Origin of the sequence: Rhizobium sp. Root149, assembly GCF_001427345.1 — a bacterium.
GTDB lineage: Bacteria > Pseudomonadota > Alphaproteobacteria > Rhizobiales > Rhizobiaceae > Neorhizobium > Neorhizobium rhizoryzae.
Window position 1 is genome coordinate 226819 of the sequence record NZ_LMGD01000001.1, and the last position, 26629, is coordinate 253447.

Consider the following 26629-nt stretch of genomic DNA (forward strand, 5'->3'; position numbering starts at 1 on the left):
CAGAACCTCCTTCCGGAGGCAGTCATGCAGAACAAACAGAAGACCGTATCGGCGGACGCCAGCAATCCGCTCGCAACGATCGTGAACCTTTGGCCCTATATGTGGCCAGCAGGCCGAAGCGATCTGAAAGCACGCGTCGTTTGGGCGACAGTCTTTCTGATTGTTGCGAAGCTCGTCCTGATCGGGGTTCCCTACTTCTTCAAGTGGGCCACCGATGCCCTGAACGGCAAGCTGGATATGGTAGGCGTGCTGCCAATGTTCCTCCTGGGCGCCGTCGCTTTGGTCATTGCCTATAATCTGACGCGGATCATTCAGCTCGGCCTCAACCAGTTGCGCGATTCGCTGTTCGCGAGCGTTGGCCAATATGCGGTGCGCCAGCTTGCCTATCGCACCTTCGTGCACATGCATCAGCTATCACTGCGTTTTCATCTGGAACGCAAGACCGGCGGCCTTTCGCGCATCATCGAGCGTGGCACGAAGGGCATCGAAACGATCGTCCGCTTCACCATCCTCAACTCGGCGCCAACGCTGATCGAATTCCTCCTGACGGCCGCCATTTTCTGGATCAGCTACGGCTTCACCTACGTGGCGATCACAGCGATCACCGTCTGGGCCTATATCTGGTTCACCGTGAAAGCCAGCGACTGGCGCATCAGCATCCGCCGCTCCATGAATGCGAGTGATACGGATGCCAACACCAAGGCAATCGACTCGCTTCTGAACTTCGAGACCGTCAAATACTTTGGCAATGAGAAGATGGAAGCCGAGCGTTTCGACGCCTCCATGGCGCGCTACGAGAAGTCCGCCACGCAGGTCTGGACCTCTCTCGGCTGGCTGAACTTCGGCCAGGGCGTGATTTTCGGTCTTGGCACGACGATCATGATGGTGATGTCTGCCCTCGCCGTTCAACGCGGCGAACAGACAATCGGCGATTTCGTGTTCGTGAATGCATTGCTCATTCAACTATCGGTGCCGCTGAACTTCATCGGCTTCGTTTACCGCGAGATCAGACAGGGCCTGACGGATATCGAGCAGATGTTCGATCTGCTAGACGTGAAGGCCGAAGTTGTCGACAAGCCGGATGCGAAGCCGCTTGCAATTGCGCAGGGTGCCATTCGCTTCGAGAATGTTCATTTTGCCTATGATCCCAAGCGTCCCATCCTGAAGGGCATTTCCTTCGAGGTCCCAGCCGGGAAGACGGTTGCCATTGTCGGGCCATCAGGAGCCGGAAAATCCACGATTTCGCGGCTGCTTTACCGGTTCTACGATATTCAGCAGGGCGCAATCACCATCGACGGGCAGGATGTGCGGGATATCACCCAGACCAGCCTTCGATCCGTCATCGGGATGGTTCCGCAGGATACGGTGCTGTTCAATGACACGATTGCTTATAACATTCGCTATGGACGAATCTCCGCCAGCGAAGACGAAGTGCTGAAAGCCGCCGAAATTGCGCAAATCGGCACCTTCATCCGCAGCCTGCCGGACGGTTTCAAAACCATGGTCGGTGAAAGAGGCCTCAAGCTGTCCGGCGGCGAAAAGCAGCGCGTCGCAATCGCCCGGACCATCCTCAAGGCGCCACCAATCCTCATCCTCGATGAGGCTACGTCTGCGCTCGATACGACCACGGAACAGGAAATCCAGTCGGCGCTTGATCTCGTTTCCCAGAACCGGACAACGCTTGTCATCGCACACCGGCTTTCAACCGTCATCAATGCTGATGAAATCATCGTCTTGCGCCACGGCGAGATCGCTGAACGCGGCACACATGCTGCACTTCTGGAGCAGAACGGTCTTTACGCCTCCATGTGGAACAGGCAGCGGGAAGCAACGCAAGCCGAAGAGCATCTTCGTCAGGTGCGTGAAAGTGACGATATGGGCGTTGTGGTGCGGCGCGAGCCCGCGAGCTAAGGTGAGGGCTCACTCACCGTCTTTCTCGGGATCTCCTGAATGCATCCATCCCGGAACCGGATTGCCCCCAAAACGGTTTGCCTGTAGTCAGCTAAGCCAAGCATCAAGAAGCTCGACATTCTGGAGACACCATTGGTCAATCTGCTCGACACGATCCGCAACACGCTGGTCCCGATTCACAAGGAAGGCTATGTCTTTGTTATCGCCTTCTTCGTGGCGTCCCTGCTGCTCGGCCTCATTGCCGCGCCGCTGTTCTGGATCGGCCTCGTACTGACGCTCTGGTGCGCCTACTTCTTCCGGGATCCCGAGCGCGTGATCCCACAGGATGACGACATCATCGTCAGCCCCGCGGATGGGCGCGTCTCCTCGGTACAGATGGTTGTTCCTCCGGCCGAGCTCGACCTTGGGTCAGAGCCGATGCTGCGCATCTCCGTATTCATGAACGTGTTTGATTGCCATGTGAACCGCTCGCCAGCGCGCGGACGCGTGTCGCAGATCGTGTATCGTCCCGGTCAGTTCGTCAATGCAGAACTGGACAAGGCGAGCGTGGACAACGAACGCAACGGTCTGGTGATCGAAACCAAGCACGGGAAGCTGGGTGTCGTGCAGATTGCCGGCCTCGTCGCGCGCCGTATCCTTTGCTTCGTGCACCAGAACGAGCCGCTGGACGCCGGTGAGCGCTTCGGCCTCATCCGCTTCGGTTCGCGGCTCGACATCTACGTGCCGGAAGGCGGCCAGCCACGCGTTTCACTGGGTCAGCGCACCATTTGCGGCGAGACCGTAATCGCGGAGTTCAATTCCAACAAGGGCCCCACGATCAGCCGTCGCAACTGATCGAGAGACACCGGGAAAAAGACATGCAGGATCAAGCCAGAACGGACCAGCAGGACAACGACGATGCGCGCGGCCCTCGCTTGCGCGAGATCCCGCTTCGGTTGATGGTGCCCAACCTCATCACCGTACTGGCCATCTGCGCAGGTCTGACCGGCATTCGGCTGGCTTTCGAAAGCCGCTTCGAACTTGCCGTCGCCATGGTCCTGCTGGCAGCCTTTCTGGATGGAATTGATGGTCGCGTTGCGCGCGCGCTCAAGGCGACGTCAAAATTTGGCGTACAGATGGATTCGCTCGCCGACATCATCAACTTTGGCGTTGCGCCCGCGCTGGTTCTCTACGTGTTCATTCTCGACAAGGTCGGTTCGATCGGCTGGATCGCAGCGCTCATCTACGCCATTGCGGCTGGCTTGCGGCTCGCACGTTTCAACGTGATGGCCGAGCGGGAGTTCAAGGCGAAATGGCAATCCGAATTTTTCGTCGGCGTGCCTGCACCTATGGGAGCCATGCTTGTCATGCTGCCGGTCTATCTCGGCTTTCTCGGGCTCGATCTTGATCGGTCATTCGCGATTGTTGCGACCGGCTACACTCTCCTGATTGGCTATCTGCTTGTCAGCCGTGTCCCCGTGTGGTCTGGCAAATCCGAAACGCGTGTGAGACGCGACCTGATGCTGCCGCTCCTTCTGGGCGTTGTCGTCTATGTTGCCCTGCTGATGAGCTTCACCTGGCAGATCCTGGCCCTGACTGCCGCCGCCTATCTCTGCTTCCTGCCCTTCTCTGCCAGTGCCTGGAAGAAGCGGTATGGCACACTGACTATTGAAGACGATCACGCCAACGTTTAATGCAACGCAGCAGCAATGCTGCGCTGCAATAAGAGACAATACTTAACGCCACTTTCAACAAATAACGAATTATTAATAATTAAAAAAATATATCAAATTTTATTCTGACGCTGGACAAGACAAATTTTCGCCTGTTTCCTCTCCGAAACAGTCCGCCCGCACAGGCGGCAAAAGAATCGTTTTTGGAGGAAAACTCATGAGCCAGAATGCAACACAGACGCTGAACCCGAAAACCGCTGAACTCCACGCACCTCTTCGCCCCCTGGGCATCAAGGCCGTTGTTGCTGCCGCTCTGATGCTGAAGCGCAACGTCCTGAAGAAGGCATAATCCTCTATACTCGGCAGAATACTTACGAGAACGGCCTGCGCCGTTTGGCGCGGGGCTGACTAAAACAGAGACAGTTGATCGCTTCCCGGTTTTGCCGGTGCCACGGCCTTGAGCTTCATGCTCGGCTCGACGGGCGTCTGTACATCAGGCCCCATGTTGGAAACCTTGTTCACGAGATCTGAGACAGGGATCGCCTCAAAGAAATCTGCCTGCGCAGGCTGCATCAAATGCTCAACATCGCGGGGTTCCTGCGTCTTGCAATCAAGCCACTGCTCAAAATCCTGCGGCTGGATGACGACCGGCATCCGGTTATGGATTGGCGCGATTGATGCGTTTGCATGGGTCGTCAGAATCGCGGCAGTATCCACCTCGGAGCCATCAGCAGAACTCCATGTTTCCATAAGACCGGCGAAGGCAACCACGGCTCCGTTGCGAGGACGGATCCAGTAGGCTTGCGCCTTTCCGCCCTCCTCCTTTGAAGGTCTATGCCATTCGTAGAAGCCCGATGCCGGAACAAGGACGCGCCGATGACGCATGGCAGCACGAAACGATGCCTTGCCGATGGCCGTCTCAGCGCGCGCATTGATGAGCAAGGGGAAATCTTTCGGATCCTTGACCCATCCGGGCAGGAACCCCCAGCGTGCCAGTACGGCGCGACGCTCTGGAAGATTGCTTCCGGGTGCCATTTTTTCGCCAGCCACGACGAGCAGGATAGGTTGTGTTGGCGCGATGTTGTAGCGCTTGGGAAAGTCATCAATGTCTATGACGCTGAGGAATTCAAGGATCTCCTCCGGCGTCGCGGTCAAGGCGTAGCGTCCACACATAGAAATGAGATGGCACCGCAGGCATGAGGCGTCAAGTCGCGCAGTTCGTCTACGGTGCGCGTGACCTCTCGCTTTCAAGGTTCGAAAAGAGAAGATAGGTTTTTGTGATTCGCCACATCGACTGGCGCTGGATCCCATTCAACGGAGAGATCAAAGTTCATGCCTGAACAGCCGCGGCTCGCTTCCTCTGCCATTCTGGAACGCGACGGCCGATTTCTGTTGATCCGCCGCAGGAATCCGCCGTCAGCGGACCTGTTCGCATTTCCGGGAGGCCGCGCAGAACCTGGCGAGACGCCGGAGGAGACAGCCTTGCGCGAATTCGAGGAAGAAACCGGGATTCCCGTCCGCGACCCCGAGCTTTTCGCGAGCTATGATCTTCCGACTCGCGCCGAGAATGGCCAGATGACAAGTCACTTCCTGCTTTCCGTATTTCTGGTGCAGAGCGATTCCAGCGATGAGGCGATTGCCGCGGATGATGCAAGTGATGCGGGATGGTATACGGCGGAAGAGATCCGGTCCCTTCCCGTTCCGGCCAGCGTGTTGGAATGCGCGGAACGTCTCGCTCAACGCAGACAAACGAAGTGAGGATTTGCTGGTGACTGGGCTTACAAGAACGCCATGGCTTGTGCTCTGCATAGTCCTGACAGGGCTTTCCGGGCAGCCTGCGCTTGCGCAGAAGAAGCCGGCTCCACAGCCGACAGTAACGACGCCGCCCCAAACTGAGGAAAAGCCGACGCCCTATGACGGCCAACTGGCGCGACTAGCGGAAGTCCTTGGTTCAATACACTATTTGCGGTCTCTATGCGGCGCGGCCTCGGGTGACTGGCGCAGCGCGATGCAAACTTTGCTCGACACGGAAACCATAAATGAACCCCATAGACGGGAAAAATTGACGGCGGCCTTCAATCGGGGTTACAGGGCTTTTGCAGCGGTACACACGTCGTGCACACCCGCCGCACGCACAGCCGAAGAACGCTACCGTAACGAAGGTGCAACACTTTCTGGCGAAATCGCCACACGTTACGGAAATTAAGGTTTTATTAGCCTCTTTCGCGGTGCGGGCGTGTCGTTTTGATAAAAGGCTGCTAGTGTTGTTAACGTGCCGGTAACAACAGGCACCACCTTGTAAGAGGAATACACATGCAGACTGCGCGCAACGACATCGACGACATGATTGTGCACGAGAAGATGCAGGTGGCGCTCGAGTATCAGAACGAAGCATGGGCGGATGGCCGCGCCGATGGCATCGAACCTGAGATCATCGCAGACGCTGCAATTGCACTTGCCATGCGCGAAACAATTCGTCTGCATGGGGAAGCTGGCGCGGAAGCAATGCTGGATTCTCTGCGTGAGCGCATGCTTGCGGGCGAGTTCTCCCCCGAACGCAAGATTCAGTGAACATCCTGCGTCGGTAACAGACACAGCGTTTCATTCTTTCTCCTCGAAAATGCCAGGGACTTCCTCATGCCCAATGCATCGACGCAAGCGCGTATTGCGAAAGCGCTGATTGCCAGTGTCGCATTGTCCTCCACCCTTCTGATCGGCGGCACATCGCCCGGTTGGAGCTTGAGCATTTCGCATATTGATGGAACACGCATGGCGCAGGCGGAAACACCTGCCCCTGCCGCACCCGCGGCACCCGCCTCGCCTTCAGTACCCGCCGCACCTGTTGCCCCATCTGCACCAGCCCCGTCACCCGACGCTTCGGCCACCCCCTCCCCGACAGATCCGGTTGCGACGCCTGCGCAGATCCAGTCTGGTGGGAAGGTGGAGATCATTCGCGATCTCTCGAAGCTTCCGGCGCCAGTTGCCCGGATGCGGAACCTGATCAACGAGGCCGCCGCCACGGGCGACATTGAGAAGCTTCGCCCCTTGGCAGCATTCGACCCGGCCCAGATGCAGGTGGGCGCCGAAGGCGATGCGATCGAAGCCATCAAAAGCCTGTCCGGAGATCCTGATGGTCAGGAAATCATGGCCATTCTGATGGACCTTCTGCAGACGGGAGCAGCACACATCAATGTCGGCAAGCCGGACGAAATGTATGTCTGGCCCTATTTCGTCGGCAAGCCGCTCAACACGCTGACGGGGCCCGAGCGCGTTGAACTGCTGCGCATCATCACAGCGGGCGACCTGATGTCCATGGAAGAAGGCAATAACTACAACTTCTATCGCATTGGCATCACGCCGACCGGGCAGTGGAAAGTGTTTGCCGGCGGCGATTGAGCCAACACCTCGACCCAAGGCAATGGCTTGCCTCCATGGTGAGTGCTGACTATCTGTGACGTTACAACACGGATACGAATCTCATGCCTTCTGCCAGCCTTTCAGATCGAAGCTTCATCCATATCGGCGGTGCCGATGCGCAGAGTTTTCTGCACAATCTCATTACCACCGACGTCAACGGCTTGCCCGCAGGCGAAGCGCGCCCCGGCGCATTACTGACCCCGCAAGGCAAGATTCTGTTCGACTTCCTGATTTGGCGGACTGGCGAAGGCTTTACCCTCGAATGCCAGTCAGGGATTGCCGATGTGCTTCTCAAGCGCCTGACCATGTACAAGTTGCGGGCTGCGGTTTCTCTTTCCGCAACGACAGGCAGCGTCCGCCTGATCTGGGGCGAGGAGGCTGACTCTGCGCAAGGCATTCTGGACGCCGCCTTCGCCAAGGCAGGTCTCCGCGTCCTTCGGCAGCCGGAGCCTGAAGCCCCTGACTCAAGGGAAGCCTATGACAGTCTTCGCATCCAGGCGGGCCTTGCCACGGCACCAAAGGATTACGCGCTTCAGGATGCCTTCCCGCATGATGTGTTGATGGATCTCAACGGCGGCCTCTCCTTCCGCAAGGGCTGCTATGTGGGTCAGGAAGTGGTTTCGCGCATGCAGCATCGCGGCACGGCACGGCGCCGTGTGGTGCAGATCAAATCAGACCATCCACTTCCCGAAACAGGCACCGAATTGACCGCCGGCGGCAAGCCGATCGGTCATCTGGGTACGGTGGTCGGGAACCGGGCGCTGGCCATCGTGCGGATTGACCGGGCGGGCGATGCCATGGCCAATGCAGTGCCAATCCTCGCTGGCGAGGTAGTGGTCAGCCTCACGCTCCCAGGTTGGACCGGCCTCAGCTTCCCCACCAATGCGGATGGGGCAGACGCGTGACCACGGCATCTTCCGCGCGCGCCTGGCAGCGCATGCTTTCTGGCCGAAGGCTGGATCTTCTCGACCCATCGCCGCTGGATGTGGAGATTTCCGACATTGCCCATGGTCTTGCGCGGGTGGCACGCTGGAACGGCCAGACGCGTGGCGATCACGCCTATTCCGTTGCCCAGCACAGCCTGATGGTCGAGATCATCTTTCGCCAGCAAAACCCTGCTGCATTACCCATCGATTTGCTGCTGACACTTCTGCACGACGCACCGGAATATGTGATCGGCGACATGATTTCGCCTTTCAAGGCCGTGGTCGGCGGTGGCTACAAGGCGGTTGAACATCGCCTGGAGGCGGCGGTGCACTTGCGTTTCGGCCTGCCTCCGCACCCATCGCGAGAGCTGAAGGTGAAGATCAAAAAGGCGGATACGGTTGCAGCTTATTTCGAGGCCACAGAGCTTGCCGGCTTCTCCCAAGAGGAAGCACGCAAATTCTTTGGCCTGCCACGCGGAATAACCCGGGAAATGCTGCCGCTGGAACCGATGGCGGCGCTTGAGGCGCAGGCGGAGTTTTTAAACCGCTTCCATGCGCTGGATACGCAACGTGTAACAGGCGTTTCGACATGACCGGTTTCGTTGTTGGGCCGTTGGAGAAGATCGCGGAACTGGCGGTCAGGCACCGCTCAACCGAGATGGTGAGCCTGATTGCGGAGAATCAGGACTTCCATCGTCCGGGCGTCATACGGGCCGAGCGCCATCTCAAGCTGAAGATGAACGACATCGCCTTTGCTGGGACGGGCAATCTCATTGCGCCCGCCGAAGAGCATGTTTCCCAGCTGATCGATTTCGCGCAGGACTGGGATCAGTCCGCTCCGCTTCTCATCCATTGCTGGATGGGGGTCTCCCGGTCTCCTGCCGCAGCGCTCATCGCCTGTCTTGCCGTTGATCCTCATCAGGACGAGTTCGATCTCGCTGGCAGATTGCGCAAGGTGGCACCGCATGCCACCCCTAATACGAGATTGATCGAGTTCGGGGACCGCATTCTAAAGCGCGACGGTCGCCTGGTGGCAGCCGTCAAATCGATGGGTCGCGGCGCTGATACCGATGGGCGGGCAAGCTTCATGTTGCCGCTTTGCGGTGATCCAAATTCATGAGCTGATTCAACATTGAGGGACTTTGTTTAAGTCAAGTAAATGCATCCTTTGGTAGAAACCACCACCAGAGGAGAATATTCATGTATCAGAAACTTTCCGCATTTGCTTTGTTCATTGCCATTGCGACCCTGCCAAACTCGGCCCTATGCCAGACAATTCCATACAATCCCCGCGCGTTACAAGTCCCGGAAGGGCATGTATCGATAAATGTGAGCCTTGGCCTATCCAATCCGATTGTCGAGGGCACGGCGGTTGAGGAGCAGATAGAGGCAATCCAGAAGCGAGCTTACCAACTGGCTGGGAAGCAGTGCCAGATCATTACTCAGTCTATTGCCGATAGCTGCAAGCTGCTTGGCATAACCAGCAACATCAACACGCAGCGCCAGTCACCGATGTCGCAGATTGGAATCACCCTGCAGGTCAATCTTGCAATCCGTTTTCGTGATGAGATCAGCAAGCCGTGAAGAGACAAAAAGGTCGTGCCCCAGCTCTCTTGATACCGCAAAGCTCTGCACCAATTAGCCTTTCGTAATCAACAACGACAGGCAATCTTCCCCGCATGGATCAACAGGCTACCGATTTCGTCGTGGCAACACGCGCAGCACTCGCCCAGCTCTCCGCTCTCGCCGTGCAATACTCGTTTTCCGTGGTCGGCGCTCTGCTGCTCCTCATCATCGGCTGGCTTGCGGCAGGAATGCTATCCCGCTGGGCTCATGAAGGCCTCGGGCGCATTCGCGGTTTCGATGCGACGCTGGCGCAATTCTTCGCCAACATCATCCGCTACGCCATTCTGATCATCGTCGTCGTAATGGTGCTTGGTCAGTTCGGCGTGCAGACCGCGTCTATTCTGGCGGCTCTCGGCGCTGTCGGTCTGGCTATTGGTCTCGCCCTGCAAGGCACGCTGCAAAACATCGCGGCCGGTATCATGCTGCTTGTCCTGCGCCCCTTGCGCGTTGGCGAATACATCGAAACACCGAGTGTGAGTGGCACCGTGCAGGATATCGGTCTCTTTGCGACCGAGCTGAAGACCTATGACGGCCTTTACCGACTGACCCCGAATTCCCTGCTCTGGAATGTTCCGGTCACGAACCACAGCCGACTGCCGACGCGCATGCACGATCTGAAGCTGCATATTGCCGATCAGGATGCGATTGAGCGCTCCATGCAGATGCTGCTCGACATGGCCAACTCTGATGAGCGCGTTCTGAAGCAGCCCGCGCCTGTCGCCTTCGTGACCGACCTGACCGATGCTGGAGCCGTCATCTCGCTGCGTTACTGGGCCAATACGGGTGTCTGGTGGGCCGTGTCCCGTGACATGACCAAGCGCGCAAAGGAAGCCTTCCACGCAGCGGGCATTACGGTGCGCACTACGTAAAAATTGAAAATGGCGGCGATCAAACTCGCCGCCAGTCTTGGTTACTGCGCCATCGTCGAGCGATGCGCCCAGCCCGTCATGCGGCGTTCAAGCCAGGCCATGATGGCGTACATGACGATGCCTTCGATGGCCAGCATAAGCAGTCCAGCAAAGACCAGCGGGACATTGAACTGGCTCTGTGCAGAGCTCATCATATTGCCAAGGCCATAGTTGGAAGCCACCGTTTCCGACACGACGGACCCGACGAAGGCGAGCGTAATCGCCACCTTCAGGGAGCCGAAGAAATAGGGCATTGAGCGCGGGATACCGACCTTCAGCATGATATCCATCTTCTTGGCACCGAGTGCCCGAAGCACGTCTTCCGTTTCCGGTTCGATGGTCGCAAGCCCAGTGGCCACGTTCACGACAATCGGAAAGAAGGAAATAAGGAAGGCCGTCAATACGGCTGGAACCGTGCCGATACCGAACCAGATGACAAGGATCGGAACCAGCGCCACCTTCGGAATGGCATTGAAGCCAATCATCAGCGGGTAAAGACCGGCATAGATGGTCTTCGACCAACCGATGAAGAGGCCGATCGCCAGACCGGCCACAACGGCAATCGCGAAGCCAAGGGTCGTCGTGTAGAGCGTCTGGATCGAATTCTTCCAGATCGGAGACCAGTATTTGGCGATGGCGCCGAAGACATCGGTCGGTGCGGGCAGCACTGTCGGCGGCATGTCAAGCGCGATGACCAGCAGTTCCCAGGCAACGAAAAGCGCGATGGTGTAGAGCCAGGGTGCCGCCTTCACCCAGTTGATCCGCGCCATGACCGGCTTTGCGACAACAGGCGGAGATTCCAGAACAGCACTCATGCAGCCACCCTCGCTTTTGCGATTTCGCCGTGCAGTTCATGCACCATGTCGTTGAAGCCAGCCTGATACATGACCTCCAGGTCACGGGGACGTTCAAAAGGAACGTGATGCTCCTTCAAAATCCGGCCCGGCCTCGAACTCATGACGAAGATCTTGTCGGCGAGGAAAACCGCCTCGCGCAAATCATGCGTCACGAGAATGATCGTCACGCCCTGAGCGGCATGGAGGTCGCGGATCACGCACCAGAGTTCCTCACGCGTGAACGCATCCAGAGCGCCGAACGGTTCATCCAGCATCAGAAGCTCCGGTTCGTGGATCAACGCCCGGCAAAGGTTGGCACGTTGCTGCATGCCACCCGACAATTGCCACGGGAATTTTGATCCGAACCCTTTCAGACCGACGATTTCCAGCAGCCGCTCCGCCTTTTCGACATACTCCTTCTTGTTGGCACGCAGGCGATGCCGATGTTTTTCGACGATCTCCAGCGGCAGGAGAATGTTTTCAAGCGTGGTCCGCCACGGCAGCATGGTCGGGTTCTGAAAGGCCATTCCGACAATCGAAACCGGCTTGGTGACCTGTTGTCCCGCAACGACGACAACGCCCGTCTGCGGAATATGAAGGCCGGTCACCAGCTTCATCAGTGTGGATTTGCCGCAGCCGGATGGTCCGACGACCGCAGCAAACTCTCCCTTGTCGACCCGCATGGTCAGGCCGGATACCGCCAGCGTGCCGCTTGCGCCCCCGTAGCGCATATCGACATTATCGATGGAAACCAAATGAGACATGTTCTCTCCTTCGCACTGGCGGTGTTGCTGCCTTACGGCAGCATCCGCTCGGCCTTCGGCGGCAGGTAGCTTGCGTCAAAAACCTGCTCGGCCTTGACGTTGCCCTTCAGCCCCATGGAGATCTTCAGCGTTTCGATCGAGGCACCAAGGCGAGCCATATCCACGCCACCGAAGCCATTTTCCTTCACGTAAGGCGTCTTGATGTTCATGGCATTGGCCATGTTCAGGCGCTCCAGTTCGATCTTGCTGTCAAGAGTCTCATTACGCTTCAGGACGGCTGCAACACCCTCTTCCGGTTTTGCCACGGCGTCGGCAAAGCCCTTTGCCAGTGCCTTCATGAAACCCTTCACGGCAGCCGGATTTTTCTGAGCAAAATCAGTATTGATGAGCACGGCGTTGCCATAGAGATTCAAGCCATGTTCCGCCATCAGGATCGTGGAAATGTCCTCGTCCTTGATCCCCTGCTTCTTGAGGTTCAAGACAACCGAGAAGGCGAAGCCGAAGACGGCGTTGACATCACCCTTGGCCAGCATGGGTTCACGCACCGGGAAACCGATCGATTCGATCTTGATCTTGCTGTCATCGATCTTGGCGGCCTGCTTGAACGCCTTCCACTGGGCGAATGCGCCATCCGGTGGCGGCGCCCCGAGTTTCTTGCCTTCGAGCGACTTGGGATCGGTGGTGATGCCTAAAGACTTGCGGCCCACGACGGCAAAGGTCGGGCGCTCATAGACCATCATGGCAGCCTTGATCTTCTGGTTCGGATCTTCATCCAGGAACTTGATCAGGGAGTTGATATCGCCAAAGCCCATCTGGTAGGCGCCGGTTGCAACGCGCGGAATGGCCTCGACCGATCCGTTACCGGTATCGATGGTCACGTCCAGGCCTTCGGCCTTGAAGTAACCCTTGTCGACAGCGAGCAGGAAGCCTGCTGCCGGGCCTTCGAACTTCCAGTCCAGCGTGAACTTGATGGCAGTGTCGGCGAAGGCTGGCGCGGAAAATCCGGCACTCAACGCCACGGCGGCGATGACCGGAAGCTTGGAAAACAGACGGCGCGTGAACATTCAATCCCCCTGGATGCGTTTTCGAATGCGCACATGAAAGCCGTTCATTCAGTGCGTTGCAAGCACCATTTGCATAAAATATGGACAATTAAACTTTATGATTATGATTTAATCTTTTCGCCTTTTGCTTATGCACGATCTGCTTGCTGTTTTGGCATCCAAATGCCGTTGTCGTTCAGCCTTTCCTTTCTGACGGCGCAGACGATATAACGGGTTCCGAGCTGGGAACGCGGAGCACCTATGTACGAATTACTGGTTCTTGTTGGAGTTTTGATCCTATTGATCGGCCAGCGACGCCTGTCCAATCGGGTCAACCAGTTGGAAGCGGAGGTGAAGACACTGACGCTGCGGCTGCAGGAGGGGAGCAGCGCAAACAGCACTGACACCGTTCCGGTGGTCAATGACAGACCGACCGAAACCCTGCCCGAACTTGAAACGGCCGCTCACACGCTGCCCGACGAACCGGCACTGTCAGAGACGGAACCCGCGAGGCCGGAATTCATTCCGGTTGCGGCCAATGTGAAGCCGCGCGAAAGTTTCGAAAGCAGGCTTGGCGCGCAATGGACGGTCTGGGTTGGCGGTCTGGCACTTGCCCTCGGCGGCGTATTTCTTGTTCGCTATTCCATCGAAGCGGGTCTTCTGGGGCCAGCAGCGCGGCTGACGCTCGCGACGATATTCGGGCTGTTGCTGGCGGCGGGCGGTGAAGTGTTGCGCAGGGGATCGCTGCCCAGACTTCCACAGGCCTACAACAACGCCATGATTCCGGGCATCTTGACCGCGGCGGCAAGCGTGACCCTGCTGGCGACCGTGTTTACCGCGCATGCCTTCTATGGCTTCCTCGGGCTGACAACGGCCTTTGTGCTCCTCGCACTTGTTTCCTTTGCCACGCTCGGGCTTTCCTTGCTGCATGGGCAGGCGCTTGCGGGGCTCGGTCTGGTGGCCGGTCTGGTTTCGCCGCTTCTTGTGTCCAGCGACGACCCGAGTTTCTACGTTCTGTTTGGCTATCTCACCACGGTTTGGTGCGCCGCGACGCTGGCGGCCCGGATTCGCGAGTGGCGCCTTCTGCCCGTATTTGCCAACCTCCTGATGATGTGCTGGATCATGTTCAGCTGGGGTAGTGCCTATGTTCTGGAGCCCAGCGCTCTGCCGCCGCCGCCAGCCTCAGGCATCGCCTTGATCGTCATGATTGCAGGAACTGCCTTCTTCTGGCCAGGTCGCCGGTTTGAGGCAGATATCGCGGAACCGGCAGCCGAACGCGGTCTGTGGCGCTACACCCGCAGACTGCTTGCGCGCTCGCCAAAGGCCATCATGATCTCGATCTCACTGGCCGTAATGCTCTCGATCCTGACCATGGTCGCGGCAGATCTTCCAGCTATCGCAGATCCGGTCCTGATATTCGTGGCCGTGACAGGCTGCCTTGCCGGCCTTGGCGCGGGGCGTCGGTCTGCGACGATCCCCGCGATATTCGCCGGATTGACGGCAATCTGGGGAATTTCACTCTTCGCCCTGCTCGACGCCTCTCGCGTCGTGTCATCCACTTTACCGCAAGCTTCCGTCGATGGCTGGCTGAGCAGCATTGCACCTGAAGCTCTGGGCGGGCTCATTCTCGGGGGCATATTCACCCTCTGCGGCTGCCTGTTCATTCGCCGCAATGACCGGATCGATCCGGAATTCAGCGTGTTTTGGGCGCTTCTTGCGTCGATCATTCCGCTCGGCATCGCCTCCATCACGTTTATCAACTACGGAGCGCTGAACGGTGACTGGTGGCACGCCATTGCGATGCTGCTGACGGCAGCGGCACTTTTCGCGACGGCACTGCGCATCTCGACATCAGAGAACGACGCGGCGTTTGCGCATATGTCCCGCGACTTGTTGCTGCTCGGCTCTTTCGGCGCACTCACCCTTGCGCTGCATTGCCTGACCAAGGGGCTCGCCACGACGATCGGGGTTCCGATCATCGCAGCAGCCTATGTTCTTGCAGCGTCTCGTTACCGCTGGCGCGGACTGCCCTGGGCGATGATCGCCGCCGCCTTCGTGACTCTGGTCCGGATCGGGTGGGAGCCGACGATCGTCGGAGTGCAGAACCTTTCGACGACGCCGGTCTTCAACCAGTTGCTGGCAGGATACGGCGTTCCGGCTGCGCTGCTGACCTTTTCTGCATGGTTTCTCCGGCACTGGGAAGGTCGACGCGCCTTGAACGCACTCCAGGGTCTGGCGGCGCTCATGGGGCTGATCGCAATTGCCATTCTCGTTCGCCATGCCATGAACGGCGGCGTTCTGAACGATGCCGTGCCGACCCTTGGCGAACAGTCAATCTATACGCTTCTGCTGATCGGTTTGTCGGGCATCTTGATGACGCTGGATTTTGGCAACCCATCCGGCGCTTTGCGCTACGGTTCTATCCTCGCAGGCGTAGTTGCAACGCTGAATGCGCTCTTCCTGCATCTCGGCGCGCTCAATCCCTTCTTCACGGATGAAAATCTTGGCAGTTGGCCTTTGGTCAACCTGCTGCTGCCGGGCTATCTGCTGCCTGCGCTCGCCTATGCGGGGCTTGCCTATTACGCGCGCGACAAGCGTCCGCGCCCTTATGTCATCATGCTGGCGATCGCCGCGGCGATTCTCGTTTTCGCCTGGGCAACGCTGAGTGTGCGCTGGTTCTGGCAGGGGCCACATATTGCGGAATGGAAGGGCTTCCTCTCTGCGGAGACCTATACCTATTCCGTTGTGTGGCTGGCGATTGGGGTGGGCCTTCTGGTGCTGGGCTCGCGCTTCAATGCGCGCAGCCTTCGCCTTGCCTCGGCGGCGCTGGTTCTGATCGCAGTCTGCAAGGCCTTCCTCATCGATATGTCAAACCTGGAAGGGATTCTTCGCGCCCTCTCCTTCATCGGGCTCGGCGGTGTTCTGATCGGCATCGGCCTGTTTTACCAAAAGGTACTGGCCCGCTCGACACCAGCGCCGGAAGAGCCGGCGGCATGATGGACAAAGTGACTGATCTTTTCGCGCCGTTCCAGGATCTGGCGGCGGCGCTTCTTCCGCATGCGTTCGATGCAGAAGATGGCGCGCATGATACGGCGCATCTTGCCCGAGTGTTCAAGAACGCCATGCGCATTCATGGCAAGGAGGGCGGCGATGCCGACGTCATTGCTGCTGCGGTTCTTCTGCATGATTGTGTGAGTGTGGAGAAGAACTCGCCGGACCGCAGCAAGGCGTCGCGGCTGGCGGCTCTGAAAGCAATCTCCTTGCTCACCGAACTCGGCGGCTTCACAGACAGAATCGAAAAGGTCGCCCATGCCATTGAAGCGCATAGCTTTTCCGCAGGCATTCAACCCGAGACCATCGAGGCCAAAATCCTTCAGGATGCCGACAGGCTGGATGCAATCGGCATGATAGGAGCCGCCCGCTGCTTCTACATCTCAGGCCGCATGGGCAGCAGTCTTTATGATGCTGGTGATCCGCGGGCTTTGGATCGCGACATCAACGGCAACAGGTTCGCGCTGGACCACTTCCCTGAAAAGCTGTTCAAACTGGCAGAGGGCTTTCAAACGCAAACGGGGCAGGCCCTTGCGCAAGCGCGGCATGCGCGACTAAAGCTGGTTTACGATACACTTCTGGACGAGATCGAGAACGGCTGATGCGTGTTTCCGCCCTGAATATTTTTCCGCTGAAAAGCGCCCGTGGCATCAGTCTCAACGAGGCCCAGGTGGATGCCTTCGGGCTGGCCGGCGACCGCCGCTGGATGGCGACCGAACCGAGCGGAAAGTTTGTGACTCAGCGTGACCTGCCGCAGCTGGCGCAGATATCTGCCTATGCAGACGACAATGGCCTTACGCTGCGGATAGGCAGCGATGAGCCGTTGCTGGCGCCAGCCACTCCAGATCGCCGCAGACAAGACGTCATCATCTGGGACTCCACGGTGAATGCGGCGGTTGCCGACGAAGAGATCAACCAGACCATATCGCGATGGATGCAGCGCCCGTTGCAGCTCGTCCATTTCGACGAGGTATCGCGCCGGACGGCCAGCGTGAACTGGGTGGGTGAGGAAACGCCGGTGGCCTTCGGTGACGGCTATCAGGTGCTGATCACCAACACGGCCTCGCTCAACGCGCTGAATGAAAACATGGCGGCCCATGGTGAAACGACCGTCGGAATGGAGCGCTTCCGCGCCAATATCGTGCTGGAGCACGACGTGGCCTGGGCCGAAGACGGCTGGGAAGCGGTCAAGATCGGCGACATTCTCTTCAGGCTCGTCAAGCCCTGCGCACGCTGCATCATGACGACTCAGGATCAGGCAACCGGATCCCGAGACATTGCGTCCCCGATGCCTGCCATGGGCCGGATGCGCATGTCTGCGGATCGAAGCGTCCCCGGTCCGCTTTTCGGCTGGAATGCCGTGCCTGTGGGTCATGGCACCATCAAGGTTGGTAATGAGGCGCAGTCTGTCGGCGCAAAAGAGCCGTGGGCGATCAAGAAGCGATAAGCGAACCTCGCATGCGGCTTCGCATTCATCACAGAGTTGAATGTAAGCAATAAAGAAAACTCACTTGGTTTTGAGCCTGACACGGTTATTCTCCTGCAAAATGGGATTATACCGACATGACCAAGCCAAGTGCCCTCGCCTCACAAATGCCCTGGCTTATCATCGCCAGCGGCTCCCTCATCGTAATGCTCGTGTTCGGTCCTCGCTCGGCCATGGGCTTTTTCCAATTGCCGATGCTTTCGGAAACCGGTTGGGATCGCAGCACTTTCGGCCTTGCCATGGCGCTGCAAAACCTGTTCTGGGGCTTGAGTCAGCCGTTCTTCGGAGCAATCGCCGACCGCTTCGGCACAGCGCGCGTTCTCGTCGCCTCCGGCGTTCTCTACGCTGCAGGCCTGTTGCTCATGGCACATGGAACAGCGCCTGTCTGGCTGCATGTGGGCGGCGGTATGCTGGTTGGTCTTGCGGTGGGTGCCGGTTCGTTCAGCGTGATTCTTTCGGCCTTTGCGCGCAATGTCACACCGCAGCAGCGCTCCATGGCTTTCGGTATCGGCACCGCGGCCGGGTCCGCAGGCATGTTCCTCTTCGCGCCGCTCAGCCAGACGCTGATCAACCTCTATGGCTGGTCGGACAGCCTAGTCATCATGGGCGGCCTGATGCTCATCATTCCGCTGCTGGCCTTCCCGCTGAAGGGGAATGCAAATTCCGGTACGCAGAGCGCATCCAGCGTTCAACAGAGTGTTGGACAAGCCCTGCGCGAGGCGTTTGCGCACCAGAGCTATCTGCTGCTGGTCAGCGGCTTTTTTGTCTGCGGTTTCCAGGTGGCGTTCATCACAGCGCACTTCCCGGCCTATCTCGGCGATATCGGTATCGATGCGAAATACGCCGTCATCGCCATGGCCCTCATCGGCTTTTTCAACATCATCGGCTCGCTGGGCGCGGGCTGGATCGGTCAGCGATATTCGAAACCCTATTTCCTGGCCTATATCTATATCGGCCGGTCAATTGCCGTGACGGCCTTCCTGCTTCTGCCGCAGACTCCCCTTTCGGTCATCGTCTTCGCCACCGTCATGGGCCTGCTGTGGCTATCCACGGTTCCGCCGACGAACGGTCTCGTGGCCATCATGTTCGGCACGCGGCATCTTGGCCTCCTGGGCGGCATGGTATTCCTGTCGCACCAGATCGGCTCCTTCCTCGGCGTGTGGATGGGCGGATATCTCTACGATCACTTCGGTTCGTATGATCCCGTGTGGTGGCTGGGCGTCGGTCTTGGCATCTTTGCGGCAATCGTTCACTGGCCTATCCGCGAACGTCCGGTCGAACGGCTTCTGACCGCGAACCCAGCCTGATCAAACGTCCGACGGAACCGGCTCGCTTGGCTTGTTCCTGCGCTCCAGTGCTTTCAGCGCCGCCTGGACGAAACCGTCCCGGGCGGCGTTTTGCTGCAGGCCTCTCGGCTCGTAGACATGTCGATGTAGAAAGAAGCCACTGAGGCGGAAGGCATCCGCCAGTTCGCGCACGCCCGCCGGTTCGGAGGGCTCCGGCGAGAGAAAACCGGGGAGTGGCAGCATTCTGTCCGCATAGGGCGCACCTGCATCGCGACTGACCGCGCGTCCGCTTTTCGGGGACACGTAGACCAGCCTCTCCCGCGTACCCGTGGCCGCGCATTCGCCCAGATCGAGCCCGAAGCCGAGATCATTCAAGACGGCAAGTTCGAAGCGAACATAAAGTTCCCCGGCCCCGGCAGGATCTTCCATATGATCGAGAATGGCATCCAGAGCATCGAACAGATGCGGATGCGGATCGCGCTCCGGCAGCAGGCGAAGCAGCGCCCCCATGGCCTGCACGCCATAAACCGCGGTTGCGCTTTCCATGAGACGCGCCGCCCGCAGGTGGATCGGCTCAAGTTTGTAATCGCCCAGATGCTCGTCCAGTCTGGCGCGCCAGACCGCATCCACGCGGTTTCCCGGCTGAAGCACCGGCTGCATGGTGCGGGAACGTCCACCGCGAACGAGGCCCATGTGGCGACCGCGCGTCTTTGTCATCAGCTCCGCAACGACGCTCGTTTCGCCGTGGCGGCGAACACCGATCACAATGCCTTCATCCTGCCACTGCATAGTGTCCGTGTCTTCCTTCTGGAACGCAGTTTCACCTGACATCGGGTCTACGCGCAATCGCGAAGACGTGCTGGAACAAAACATAGCATCCGGTGTCTGGATGCGGGAACCAAACAGGGGGCTGATCGGTTGCTGCGCCGAGAGTAAAAATTCCGGAGAAACCATGCGCAACGCGTCGCTCGCCGTCCTTATCACCCTTCCCGCATTGATCTCCATTGCGCCGCAAATGGCCCGCGCGCAATCCGCCGAACTGGAGCAGGCCTGCGTTGCAGTGGCCAAGAGCTTCATGCTGGTCCCGACGCTGAAGACCGGCGTTGTGCAGTCCTTTCCGGAGCTTGATCCGCCGGGTGCACGCCTCACCTATTCCACACGGGCGAACCCGGAGCCGACGGACTATACCAACGAGATCAATTGCGAATTCGACAAGGCTCAAGCCCCGTTCGGGCTCAAGCGCTTTTGCATTTCCAACACCTGTTACTCAGCAAGCGAAAAGGAAGACGAAAATCGTCGACGCTTCCTGGAAGTGAAGGCGCTGATGGACCGTCAGAAGCGGTAGAGCAAGGGCTCAGCCCCTCGGGAACTCCAGCCCCATCTCGCGGAAACGCTCTGGATCATCGCCCCAGTTCTCGCGAACCTTCACGAACAGAAACAGGTGAACGGGCTGTTCGAGGATTTCGGACAGCTCCTTGCGGGACGCAGTGGAGATTGCCTTGATCGCTTCGCCACCCTTGCCCAGCGCGATTTTCTTCTGGCTGTCGCGCTCGACATAGATCACCTGTTCGATGCGAACGGATCCATCCTTACGTTCTTCCCACTTCTCCGTTTCAACATGCGAGGAGTAGGGAAGCTCCTGATGCAGGCGCAGGAACAGTTTTTCGCGCGTGATTTCGGCAGCGAGCTGGCGCATGGGCAGATCGGAAATCTGGTCTTCCGGATAGTACCACGGGCCTTCCGGCAGAACCTCTGCGAGGTGATCCATGAGATCTTCGCAGCCAGATCCCGTCGTGGCCGAAATCATGAATGTCCGCTCGAACTTGACGGCCTCGTTCGCAGTCTGCGCCAGCTTGAGCAGATCCTCCGGCTTCACACGGTCTATCTTGTTCAGAACCAGTATCTTCGGCTGGTGGACGTCCTTCAGACCTTCCAGGATCGCTTCCGCATCGCCCCGAAGGCCGCGCTCGCTATCAATCAACAGCATGATGAAATCGGCATCTTTGGCGCCGCCCCAGGCGGATGTCACCATTGCGCGATCCAGACGTCTGCGCGGCTTGAAGATACCAGGAGTATCCATGAAGACGATCTGCGCGTTCTTGTGGATGGCAATGCCCCGCACGATAGCGCGCGTCGTCTGAACCTTGTGGCTGACGATCGACACCTTGGCGCCAACAAGCCGATTGACCAGCGTAGACTTGCCGGCATTCGTCGCACCGATCAGGGCCACAAAGCCGGAATGGGTTTTTGGCGCATCCGCCGCATGAGTGCCGACACCATCGTCGGCAATGTTCTGTTCTTCGCTCATCTTGACCCTTCAGCCTTCTTGTTCAGGCTTTTGCCAGATGCCTTCGCGCTCCAGCAGTTTCGTTGCTGCAACCTGCTCCGCGGCCCGCTTGGAGCGCTCGATACCGGTTTCGGGCTCTACACCCTCAATTTCGACCGTCACGGTGAATTGCGGTTCGTGGTCGGGACCGGAACGATCATCAACGCGGTAATGAGGCGTACGGCCAAACTTCGCGTGGGACCATTCCTGCAATTCCGTCTTGGCATCACGGCGGCCATTGGCCGAGCTTTTCGCCCGCTTTTCCCAATGCTTGAGTATGAAGCTTCGCGCAGCCTCCAGTCCGGCGTCAAGATAGATGGCCGCAATCAGGCTTTCCACAACGTCGGCCCGCACGTTCTGCATGCGCTTGCCAGTCAGCTTCTTCACATCGGAACCGGTACGAATGAACTGGTGAAGACCGAGATCATCCGAGACACTGGCACAGCTGTCGGCGCTGACCAGTTGGTTCAGGCGAACGGAAAGTTCGCCTTCCGTGGCCGTCGAATAGGTGCTGAACAAGAGTTCTGCCACACACAGACCAAGAACGCGGTCGCCCAGGAACTCAAGCCGCTCGTAGTTCGAGGCCTTGCCGCCGCCGGTGCTTGAATGCGTCAGCGCCCGATCCAGCCACTGCTTATCCGCAAACGTATGCCCGAGCGCCGTTTCCAGCTTCACGCGCTGTTCTGCGGACAGGGTCGTCGACTTCATTATTGAACGACCTTGAATAGACGATCCCAGCGCATGTTGGCAGGCCACTTCCAGATTTCGCTGAAGGACGTATCGTTGCCCAGCGAGAAGAAGATGATGCTGGCGCGACCGACGAGATTTTCCGCAGGAACGTAGCCCACATCGAAGCGGCTATCGAGAGAATTGTCGCGATTGTCACCCATGAAGAAATAGTGGCCAGCAGGAACAACGAACTCGCGTGTGTTATCGCCACGGCCATCCTGGATCTGATCCAGCGTTTCGTAAGCCTTGCCATTATCCAGCGTCTCGCGGAAGACCGGCACATCCGTGCCGGGGTCGAGACGGTAGTCCGATGTGAATTTTCCATCAGGCTGCTTGGGCACCGGCTTGCCGTTCAAATGCAGGACACCGTTGATCATCTGGATACGGTCGCCCGGCAAGCCGATCAGGCGCTTGATATAGTCCACGTTCGGATCTGTCGGCAGACGGAAAACGATGACATCACCGCGTGTCGGTTCGCTGGCCAGAATGCGCCCAGAAAACAGGTTTGGCGAAAGAGGCAGCGAATACTTGGAGTAGCCGTAGGCGAACTTGTTGACGAAGATGTAGTCGCCCACCAGAAGCGTCGGCATCATCGAGCCTGACGGAATCGTAAAGGGCTGAAACAGAACAGTTCGGATAACCAACGCCAGCAGAAGCGCCTGGATGATGACCTTGATGTTTTCCCAGAGGGCGCTCTGTGACTTTTCGGCTTTTTCGGACACGGTTGACGTCTTTCGTTATCGGCTTTCGCGCTTCTCTAACCCCTTCCAGGGGAGCGGGCAATGCCTCAGCGCGACAGGATGGAGGCTTCACTAGAAATGGGGCGGGCCTCGATGATCACAAAGGCCTGAGCGTAAGGATATTCATCGGTAATGGTCAAATGAATCACAGCTTCGTGCCCGGCGGGCATCATCGATGCCAGATGCGCACCTGCGCCGCCTGTCAGAAGCATTGTGGGTTTGCCTGATGGCAGGTTGACGACCCCCATGTCACGCCAGAAGACGCCCTGCGCAATGCCGGTGCCCAAGGCCTTTGAGCAGGCTTCCTTGGCAGCGAAGCGCTTGGCGTAGGAGGCGGCACGTGTCTTGCGCCCGTCGGACTTGCGGCGTTCAGTTTCCGTGAAACAGCGATGGGTAAAGCGCTCGCCGAAACGCTCGATGGATTTTTCGACCCTTCGGATGTCAATCAGGTCGCTACCCATTCCAATGATCATGGTGATCCTTTCGCCCTGGTCAACAAAGCCACCATCAAGATGGATCTGTGCCACATGCTGGCGCTCAAGCGACAAAGGCCGCGCACGCCAGTCCTCAAGGCGATACCGCAAGGACGCGTATTCTGCAATCGCCGAGCGGCGCCAAGGAACAAGAGCGCCGCGCTACCCATCCGGAGAGTGCGCTCCTAGACGGAGCCATGCACCTATCGGATATTCAGTCATGTATTTTGCACCGCACAATTATTGTGCGAGGCAGGTTGTGGGTCGCCCTGCTCAGAAGGACTTGCGGAACATTCCGCGATCAACCTGGCGCATGCGGTATTCGAGTTCGATTGCATCGCTCGCATCGTTCAAATAGGCCATTTCACGTTCCTGAACGGTGGGAGCGCGAAGGGCGCGGGCGAGCTGTCTCATGGGCTTGAACATGTGTTCGTCTCCTTGTTGCGATGCACAAAACATAAGACGAACCGATTGAAACCACCAGAGCCAGTCCGCTTCAGCTGCCATGCATTACACGCATGGCTTGATTAGAAGACAGGCAAAGAGCGATTAACGAATGATCAATCGTAGAGCCGCTTGACCGTGGAGATGCAATCCAGGTCCTTCAACTGCGAAAGCAGCTGATTGAGCTGACGCAAATCCCAGACTTCCAGCTCCAGCGCCAGTTCCGAGAAGTCGGTTGCAACACGCCCCATGGTCATCATGCGGATATTGATGTCGAGGCGGGCAATTGTCTGGGCGACGGTGGCCAGAGTACCGGGCTCGTTCAGCGCGTTGATGACGACCTTCGCCATGAAACGAGACTTGTTGGCCTCATCCAGATCCCAACGAACATCGATCCAGCGTTCCGGCTGATCGTCGAAGCGTTGAAGCGCGGAAGACTGGATAGGGTAGATGGTGAGGCCCTTCCCCTCTTCCATGATACCCACGATGCGATCTCCGGGCACCGCACCGGATGGGGCAAACTGAACCTCGATATGATCGGCAAGACCACGGATCGGCAAGGGATCGGGACCAGCGCCATTTGGCACGGCCGCTTCGCTTGCCTCCTGCGCCGTGCGTTCACGGCCCGGCAGGCGGAACATCATGCCCGAGGCGCTCTGCATGTTGAACCAGCCCTGATCGGCCGCCGGCTTGATGGTGGCGCGCTCGTCTTTGTAATCGGGGAACACAGCCCGGAAGACATCCAGCGAGGACAGCTCACCGCGTCCTACAGACGCGATCGCGTCTTCCACATCCTTGTGGCCAAGTCTGAAGAGCGCTGGCTTCAGGATGTCGCGCGAGAACTGTTTGCTGGCGCGCTCGAATGTGCGCTCCAGAATGCGATAACCAAGGCCAGCATATTGCTTGCGGATTGCCATGCGAGTTGCGCGCCGAATGGCCGCACGCGCCTTGCCGGTCACCACAATCTCTTCCCAGGCAGCGGGCGGAACTTGTACGCCGGACCGAATGATCTCGACTTCATCGCCATTATTCAGGCGGGTGACAAGCGGCATGATGCGGCCATTGATCTTCGCACCGACCGTCGTATCGCCGATGTTGGTATGAACCGCGTAGGCGAAATCGATTGGGGTAGCACCGCGCGGCAGGGCGATCAGCTTGCCCTTTGGCGTGAAGCAGAAAACCTGGTCCTGGAACAGCTCGAGCTTGGTATGTTCGAGAAATTCTTCCGGATTGTCCCCTTCCGCCAGCGCCTCGATCGTATGACGCAGCCAGGAATAGGCGTTCGATTCCTTGGAGAGCAGTTCGCCGCCCTCCGTGTTCTCCCCATCCTTGTAGAGGCTGTGCGCCGCGATGCCGAATTCCGCGATCTCATGCATGCGCCGGGTGCGGATCTGCAGCTCGATACGCTGCCGCGACGGGCCGACGATCGTGGTGTGGATGGAGCGATAGTCGTTCTGCTTCGGCGTCGAGATATAGTCCTTGAAACGACCCGGAACGACGCGCCAGCGAGTATGGACAATGCCGAGCGCACGGTAGCAGGCCGGAATATCATCCACCAGGATACGGAAGCCATAGACGTCCGAGAGCTGCTCGAAGGACAGGGATTTCGACTGCATCTTGCGGAAGACGGAATAAGGCTTCTTCTGCCGACCTTTCACGTAGGGGTTCAGCAATCCGTTGGCGACGAGAAGTTCGCGCAATTCCTCCTCGATCTTCGAGATCAAGCCTTCGTTGCGCGAAGAAAGCTCTGCCAGGCGCTTGGTAACCGTCTCATAGGCTTCCGGGTTCAGATAGCGGAACGAAAGATCCTCAAGCTCGTCGCGCATGTCCTGCATACCCATGCGACCCGCAAGCGGCGCATAGATATCCATGGTTTCTTCGGAAATGCGGGCGCGCTTGTCATCACGCATGTGTTCAAGCGTGCGCATGTTGTGCAGCCGATCGGCAAGCTTGACCAGAAGAACGCGCACATCATCGGAGATCGCAAGCAGCAGCTTGCGCAGGTTTTCTGCCTGCTTTGCCTTCTTGGAAACAAGATCCAGACGCTTGAGCTTGGTCAGACCTTCGACGAGGCGGCCGATATCCTCGCCGAAGAGCTCATCGATTTCGGCGCGCGTCGCGGTGGTGTCTTCAATCGTATCGTGCAGGAGAGCCACGGCAATGGTCGACTCATCCAGATGCATGTCGGTCAGGATGGCGGCAACTTCCAGCGGATGGGAAATGTAGGGATCGCCGCTGGCGCGCTTCTGCTGGCCATGTTTCTGCATGGCGTAGACATAGGCTTTGTTCAGAAGAGCTTCGTTTGCGTCTGGCTTGTACTTCTGGACGCGCTCAACGAGCTCGTATTGCCGCATCATGCCGTGGAAAATCCTGTCGAACTTGAAAACAAAAATGGCGCGCCGACCTATGCGTCGACGCGACCATCAATATATCTGCTGCGCTGCATGAGATACAGCGCTGACTGATAAATATCAGTAGTCGTCGCTCTTTTCCGGCGGAACGAGACCTTCGATACCAGCCAGCAGCTCTTCTTCCGACATCTGGTCGAACGTCAACGTCTCAGGAAGATCGTCTTCGTCAAGCACCTTGTCCTGACCGGAAGCACCTGCATTGGCGGCAATGAGGCTGGACGGATCGGGTTCCGGCTCATCGACTTCCACATGCTTTTGCAGGGAGTGGATCAGATCTTCCTTCAGATCGTCCGGCGATAGCGTCTCATCGGCGATTTCGCGCAGGGCCACGACCGGGTTCTTGTCGTTATCGCGGTCAACGGTGATGGAAGCACCCTGCGAAATCTGACGCGCCCGATGACTTGCCAGAAGCACAAGCTCAAAACGGTTATCGACTTTGTCGATGCAATCTTCTACTGTGACGCGGGCCATAGCCTGTCCTTTATGGTCGGTATTTCAGGATTTGATATGCCGGATACAGGCAAAGGTCGCCAAATTCAAGTTTTTCCTCGGGCGGCTGCGATTTACCCCCTTCTCACCACAAAGTCTATGGTATATTCA

30 protein-coding genes are annotated in these 26629 nt (G+C 58.2%); 18 read left to right on the forward strand and 12 right to left on the reverse strand.

Features of this window, described 5'->3' with window-relative positions:
- Positions 1 to 24: 24 nt before the first annotated feature.
- The 4 genes from ASD54_RS01070 (at position 25) to ASD54_RS27380 (ending at position 3912) form a co-directional block, all read left to right on the forward strand.
- Positions 25 to 1911 (forward strand): ABC transporter ATP-binding protein/permease, encoded by a 1887-nt coding sequence (locus ASD54_RS01070; RefSeq protein WP_062552752.1) that lies wholly within the window; start codon positions 25 to 27, stop codon positions 1909 to 1911.
- A gap of 132 nt (positions 1912 to 2043) precedes the next feature.
- Positions 2044 to 2745: a phosphatidylserine decarboxylase gene (locus ASD54_RS01075; RefSeq protein ID WP_062552753.1), complete on the forward strand. Its 702-nt coding sequence runs from the start codon at positions 2044 to 2046 to the stop codon at positions 2743 to 2745.
- Between the two features lie 23 nt (positions 2746 to 2768).
- Positions 2769 to 3584 (forward strand): CDP-diacylglycerol--serine O-phosphatidyltransferase, encoded by an 816-nt coding sequence (gene pssA, locus ASD54_RS01080; protein ID WP_062552754.1) that lies wholly within the window; start codon positions 2769 to 2771, stop codon positions 3582 to 3584.
- Positions 3585 to 3780: 196 nt separating this feature from the next.
- On the forward strand, positions 3781 to 3912 hold the full coding sequence (locus ASD54_RS27380) for a hypothetical protein (protein ID WP_280139159.1): 132 nt from the start codon (positions 3781 to 3783) through the stop codon (positions 3910 to 3912).
- A 59-nt stretch (positions 3913 to 3971) separates the two neighbouring features.
- Here the strand turns inward: ASD54_RS27380 and ASD54_RS01085 are convergent, their stop codons facing one another.
- The gene (locus ASD54_RS01085) at positions 3972 to 4736 is read right to left on the reverse strand and encodes an SOS response-associated peptidase (RefSeq protein ID WP_062552755.1); all 765 of its coding nucleotides are present in this window, start codon (positions 4734 to 4736) and stop codon (positions 3972 to 3974) included.
- A 159-nt stretch (positions 4737 to 4895) separates the two neighbouring features.
- Between ASD54_RS01085 and ASD54_RS01090 the strand changes: the two genes are divergently transcribed.
- The 9 genes from ASD54_RS01090 (at position 4896) to ASD54_RS01125 (ending at position 10401) form a co-directional block, all read left to right on the forward strand.
- Positions 4896 to 5321 carry an NUDIX domain-containing protein gene (locus tag ASD54_RS01090; RefSeq protein WP_062552756.1) on the forward strand — a complete coding sequence of 142 codons (426 nt, stop codon included), beginning with the start codon at positions 4896 to 4898 and terminating at the stop codon, positions 5319 to 5321.
- A 10-nt stretch (positions 5322 to 5331) separates the two neighbouring features.
- Positions 5332 to 5769 carry a TIGR02301 family protein gene (locus ASD54_RS25860; RefSeq protein ID WP_244484625.1) on the forward strand — a complete coding sequence of 146 codons (438 nt, stop codon included), beginning with the start codon at positions 5332 to 5334 and terminating at the stop codon, positions 5767 to 5769.
- Positions 5770 to 5876: 107 nt separating this feature from the next.
- Positions 5877 to 6134 carry a hypothetical protein gene (locus ASD54_RS01095; RefSeq protein ID WP_062552757.1) on the forward strand — a complete coding sequence of 86 codons (258 nt, stop codon included), beginning with the start codon at positions 5877 to 5879 and terminating at the stop codon, positions 6132 to 6134.
- Between the two features lie 66 nt (positions 6135 to 6200).
- Entirely contained in the window at positions 6201 to 6959 is a 759-nt protein-coding gene (locus tag ASD54_RS01100; protein ID WP_062552758.1) for a hypothetical protein, read from the forward strand.
- An 83-nt stretch (positions 6960 to 7042) separates the two neighbouring features.
- The gene (locus ASD54_RS01105; protein WP_062552759.1) at positions 7043 to 7885 is read left to right on the forward strand and encodes a folate-binding protein YgfZ; all 843 of its coding nucleotides are present in this window, start codon (positions 7043 to 7045) and stop codon (positions 7883 to 7885) included.
- Positions 7882 to 8499, forward strand: coding sequence for an HD family hydrolase (locus tag ASD54_RS01110; protein WP_183898010.1), 618 nt, complete (start codon positions 7882 to 7884; stop codon positions 8497 to 8499). Before ASD54_RS01105 ends, ASD54_RS01110 begins: the two co-directional genes overlap by 4 nt.
- Positions 8496 to 9026, forward strand: a complete 531-nt coding sequence (locus tag ASD54_RS01115; RefSeq protein WP_062552760.1) for a tyrosine phosphatase family protein — start codon at positions 8496 to 8498, stop codon at positions 9024 to 9026. Before ASD54_RS01110 ends, ASD54_RS01115 begins: the two co-directional genes overlap by 4 nt.
- An 80-nt stretch (positions 9027 to 9106) precedes the next feature.
- Positions 9107 to 9490 carry a hypothetical protein gene (locus tag ASD54_RS01120; protein WP_062552761.1) on the forward strand — a complete coding sequence of 128 codons (384 nt, stop codon included), beginning with the start codon at positions 9107 to 9109 and terminating at the stop codon, positions 9488 to 9490.
- Between the two features lie 95 nt (positions 9491 to 9585).
- Positions 9586 to 10401: a mechanosensitive ion channel family protein gene (locus ASD54_RS01125; RefSeq protein WP_062552762.1), complete on the forward strand. Its 816-nt coding sequence runs from the start codon at positions 9586 to 9588 to the stop codon at positions 10399 to 10401.
- Between the two features lie 41 nt (positions 10402 to 10442).
- Here the strand turns inward: ASD54_RS01125 and ASD54_RS01130 are convergent, their stop codons facing one another.
- From ASD54_RS01130 to ASD54_RS01140, 3 genes are read right to left on the reverse strand one after another with little or no spacing between them, the layout of a single operon-like run.
- Positions 10443 to 11255 carry an ABC transporter permease gene (locus ASD54_RS01130; RefSeq protein WP_062552763.1) on the reverse strand — a complete coding sequence of 271 codons (813 nt, stop codon included), beginning with the start codon at positions 11253 to 11255 and terminating at the stop codon, positions 10443 to 10445.
- On the reverse strand, positions 11252 to 12040 hold the full coding sequence (locus tag ASD54_RS01135; protein ID WP_062552764.1) for an ABC transporter ATP-binding protein: 789 nt from the start codon (positions 12038 to 12040) through the stop codon (positions 11252 to 11254). The genes ASD54_RS01130 and ASD54_RS01135 overlap by 4 nt, the downstream gene beginning before the upstream one ends.
- Positions 12041 to 12072: 32 nt before the next feature.
- On the reverse strand, positions 12073 to 13104 hold the full coding sequence (locus tag ASD54_RS01140) for an ABC transporter substrate-binding protein (protein ID WP_062552765.1): 1032 nt from the start codon (positions 13102 to 13104) through the stop codon (positions 12073 to 12075).
- Between the two features lie 240 nt (positions 13105 to 13344).
- On the opposite strand from ASD54_RS01140, the gene ASD54_RS01145 reads away from it, so the two are divergent.
- The 4 genes from ASD54_RS01145 to ASD54_RS01160 all read left to right on the forward strand — a co-directional run bounded on the left by ASD54_RS01145 (position 13345) and on the right by ASD54_RS01160 (position 18927).
- Entirely contained in the window at positions 13345 to 16080 is a 2736-nt protein-coding gene (locus ASD54_RS01145) for a DUF2339 domain-containing protein (RefSeq protein WP_062552766.1), read from the forward strand.
- Complete coding sequence (locus ASD54_RS01150) at positions 16077 to 16736, forward strand: HD domain-containing protein (RefSeq protein ID WP_062552767.1); 660 nt, start codon at positions 16077 to 16079, stop codon at positions 16734 to 16736. The genes ASD54_RS01145 and ASD54_RS01150 overlap by 4 nt, the downstream gene beginning before the upstream one ends.
- Positions 16736 to 17581, forward strand: coding sequence for an MOSC domain-containing protein (locus ASD54_RS01155; RefSeq protein ID WP_062552768.1), 846 nt, complete (start codon positions 16736 to 16738; stop codon positions 17579 to 17581). Before ASD54_RS01150 ends, ASD54_RS01155 begins: the two co-directional genes overlap by 1 nt.
- Positions 17582 to 17697: 116 nt before the next feature.
- Positions 17698 to 18927 (forward strand): MFS transporter, encoded by a 1230-nt coding sequence (locus ASD54_RS01160; RefSeq protein WP_062552769.1) that lies wholly within the window; start codon positions 17698 to 17700, stop codon positions 18925 to 18927.
- On the opposite strand, the gene recO is transcribed toward ASD54_RS01160, so the two are convergent.
- On the reverse strand, positions 18928 to 19695 hold the full coding sequence (recO, locus tag ASD54_RS01165) for a DNA repair protein RecO (RefSeq protein ID WP_062552770.1): 768 nt from the start codon (positions 19693 to 19695) through the stop codon (positions 18928 to 18930).
- 163 nt (positions 19696 to 19858) lie between these two features.
- Here recO and ASD54_RS01170 point away from each other — a divergent pair, with 163 nt between their 5' ends.
- Positions 19859 to 20251: a hypothetical protein gene (locus tag ASD54_RS01170; protein WP_062552771.1), complete on the forward strand. Its 393-nt coding sequence runs from the start codon at positions 19859 to 19861 to the stop codon at positions 20249 to 20251.
- Between the two features lie 9 nt (positions 20252 to 20260).
- Here ASD54_RS01170 and era read toward each other — a convergent pair whose 3' ends face one another.
- From era to rpoZ, 7 genes are all read right to left on the reverse strand, one after another.
- On the reverse strand, positions 20261 to 21214 hold the full coding sequence (gene era / locus ASD54_RS01175; RefSeq protein WP_082547009.1) for a GTPase Era: 954 nt from the start codon (positions 21212 to 21214) through the stop codon (positions 20261 to 20263).
- Between the two features lie 9 nt (positions 21215 to 21223).
- On the reverse strand, positions 21224 to 21943 hold the full coding sequence (gene rnc / locus ASD54_RS01180) for a ribonuclease III (RefSeq protein WP_062553213.1): 720 nt from the start codon (positions 21941 to 21943) through the stop codon (positions 21224 to 21226).
- Positions 21940 to 22683 carry a signal peptidase I gene (gene lepB, locus ASD54_RS01185; RefSeq protein WP_062552772.1) on the reverse strand — a complete coding sequence of 248 codons (744 nt, stop codon included), beginning with the start codon at positions 22681 to 22683 and terminating at the stop codon, positions 21940 to 21942. The genes rnc and lepB overlap by 4 nt, the downstream gene beginning before the upstream one ends.
- A 65-nt stretch (positions 22684 to 22748) precedes the next feature.
- Positions 22749 to 23174, reverse strand: coding sequence for a holo-ACP synthase (gene acpS, locus ASD54_RS01190; RefSeq protein ID WP_062553214.1), 426 nt, complete (start codon positions 23172 to 23174; stop codon positions 22749 to 22751).
- 273 nt (positions 23175 to 23447) lie between these two features.
- On the reverse strand, positions 23448 to 23600 hold the full coding sequence (locus tag ASD54_RS25865; protein ID WP_082547010.1) for a DUF3563 family protein: 153 nt from the start codon (positions 23598 to 23600) through the stop codon (positions 23448 to 23450).
- Positions 23601 to 23734: 134 nt separating this feature from the next.
- Positions 23735 to 25975, reverse strand: a complete 2241-nt coding sequence (locus ASD54_RS01195) for a bifunctional (p)ppGpp synthetase/guanosine-3',5'-bis(diphosphate) 3'-pyrophosphohydrolase (RefSeq protein ID WP_062552773.1) — start codon at positions 25973 to 25975, stop codon at positions 23735 to 23737.
- A 114-nt stretch (positions 25976 to 26089) separates the two neighbouring features.
- Positions 26090 to 26500, reverse strand: coding sequence for a DNA-directed RNA polymerase subunit omega (gene rpoZ / locus ASD54_RS01200; protein ID WP_062552774.1), 411 nt, complete (start codon positions 26498 to 26500; stop codon positions 26090 to 26092).
- Positions 26501 to 26629: the final 129 nt, after the last annotated feature.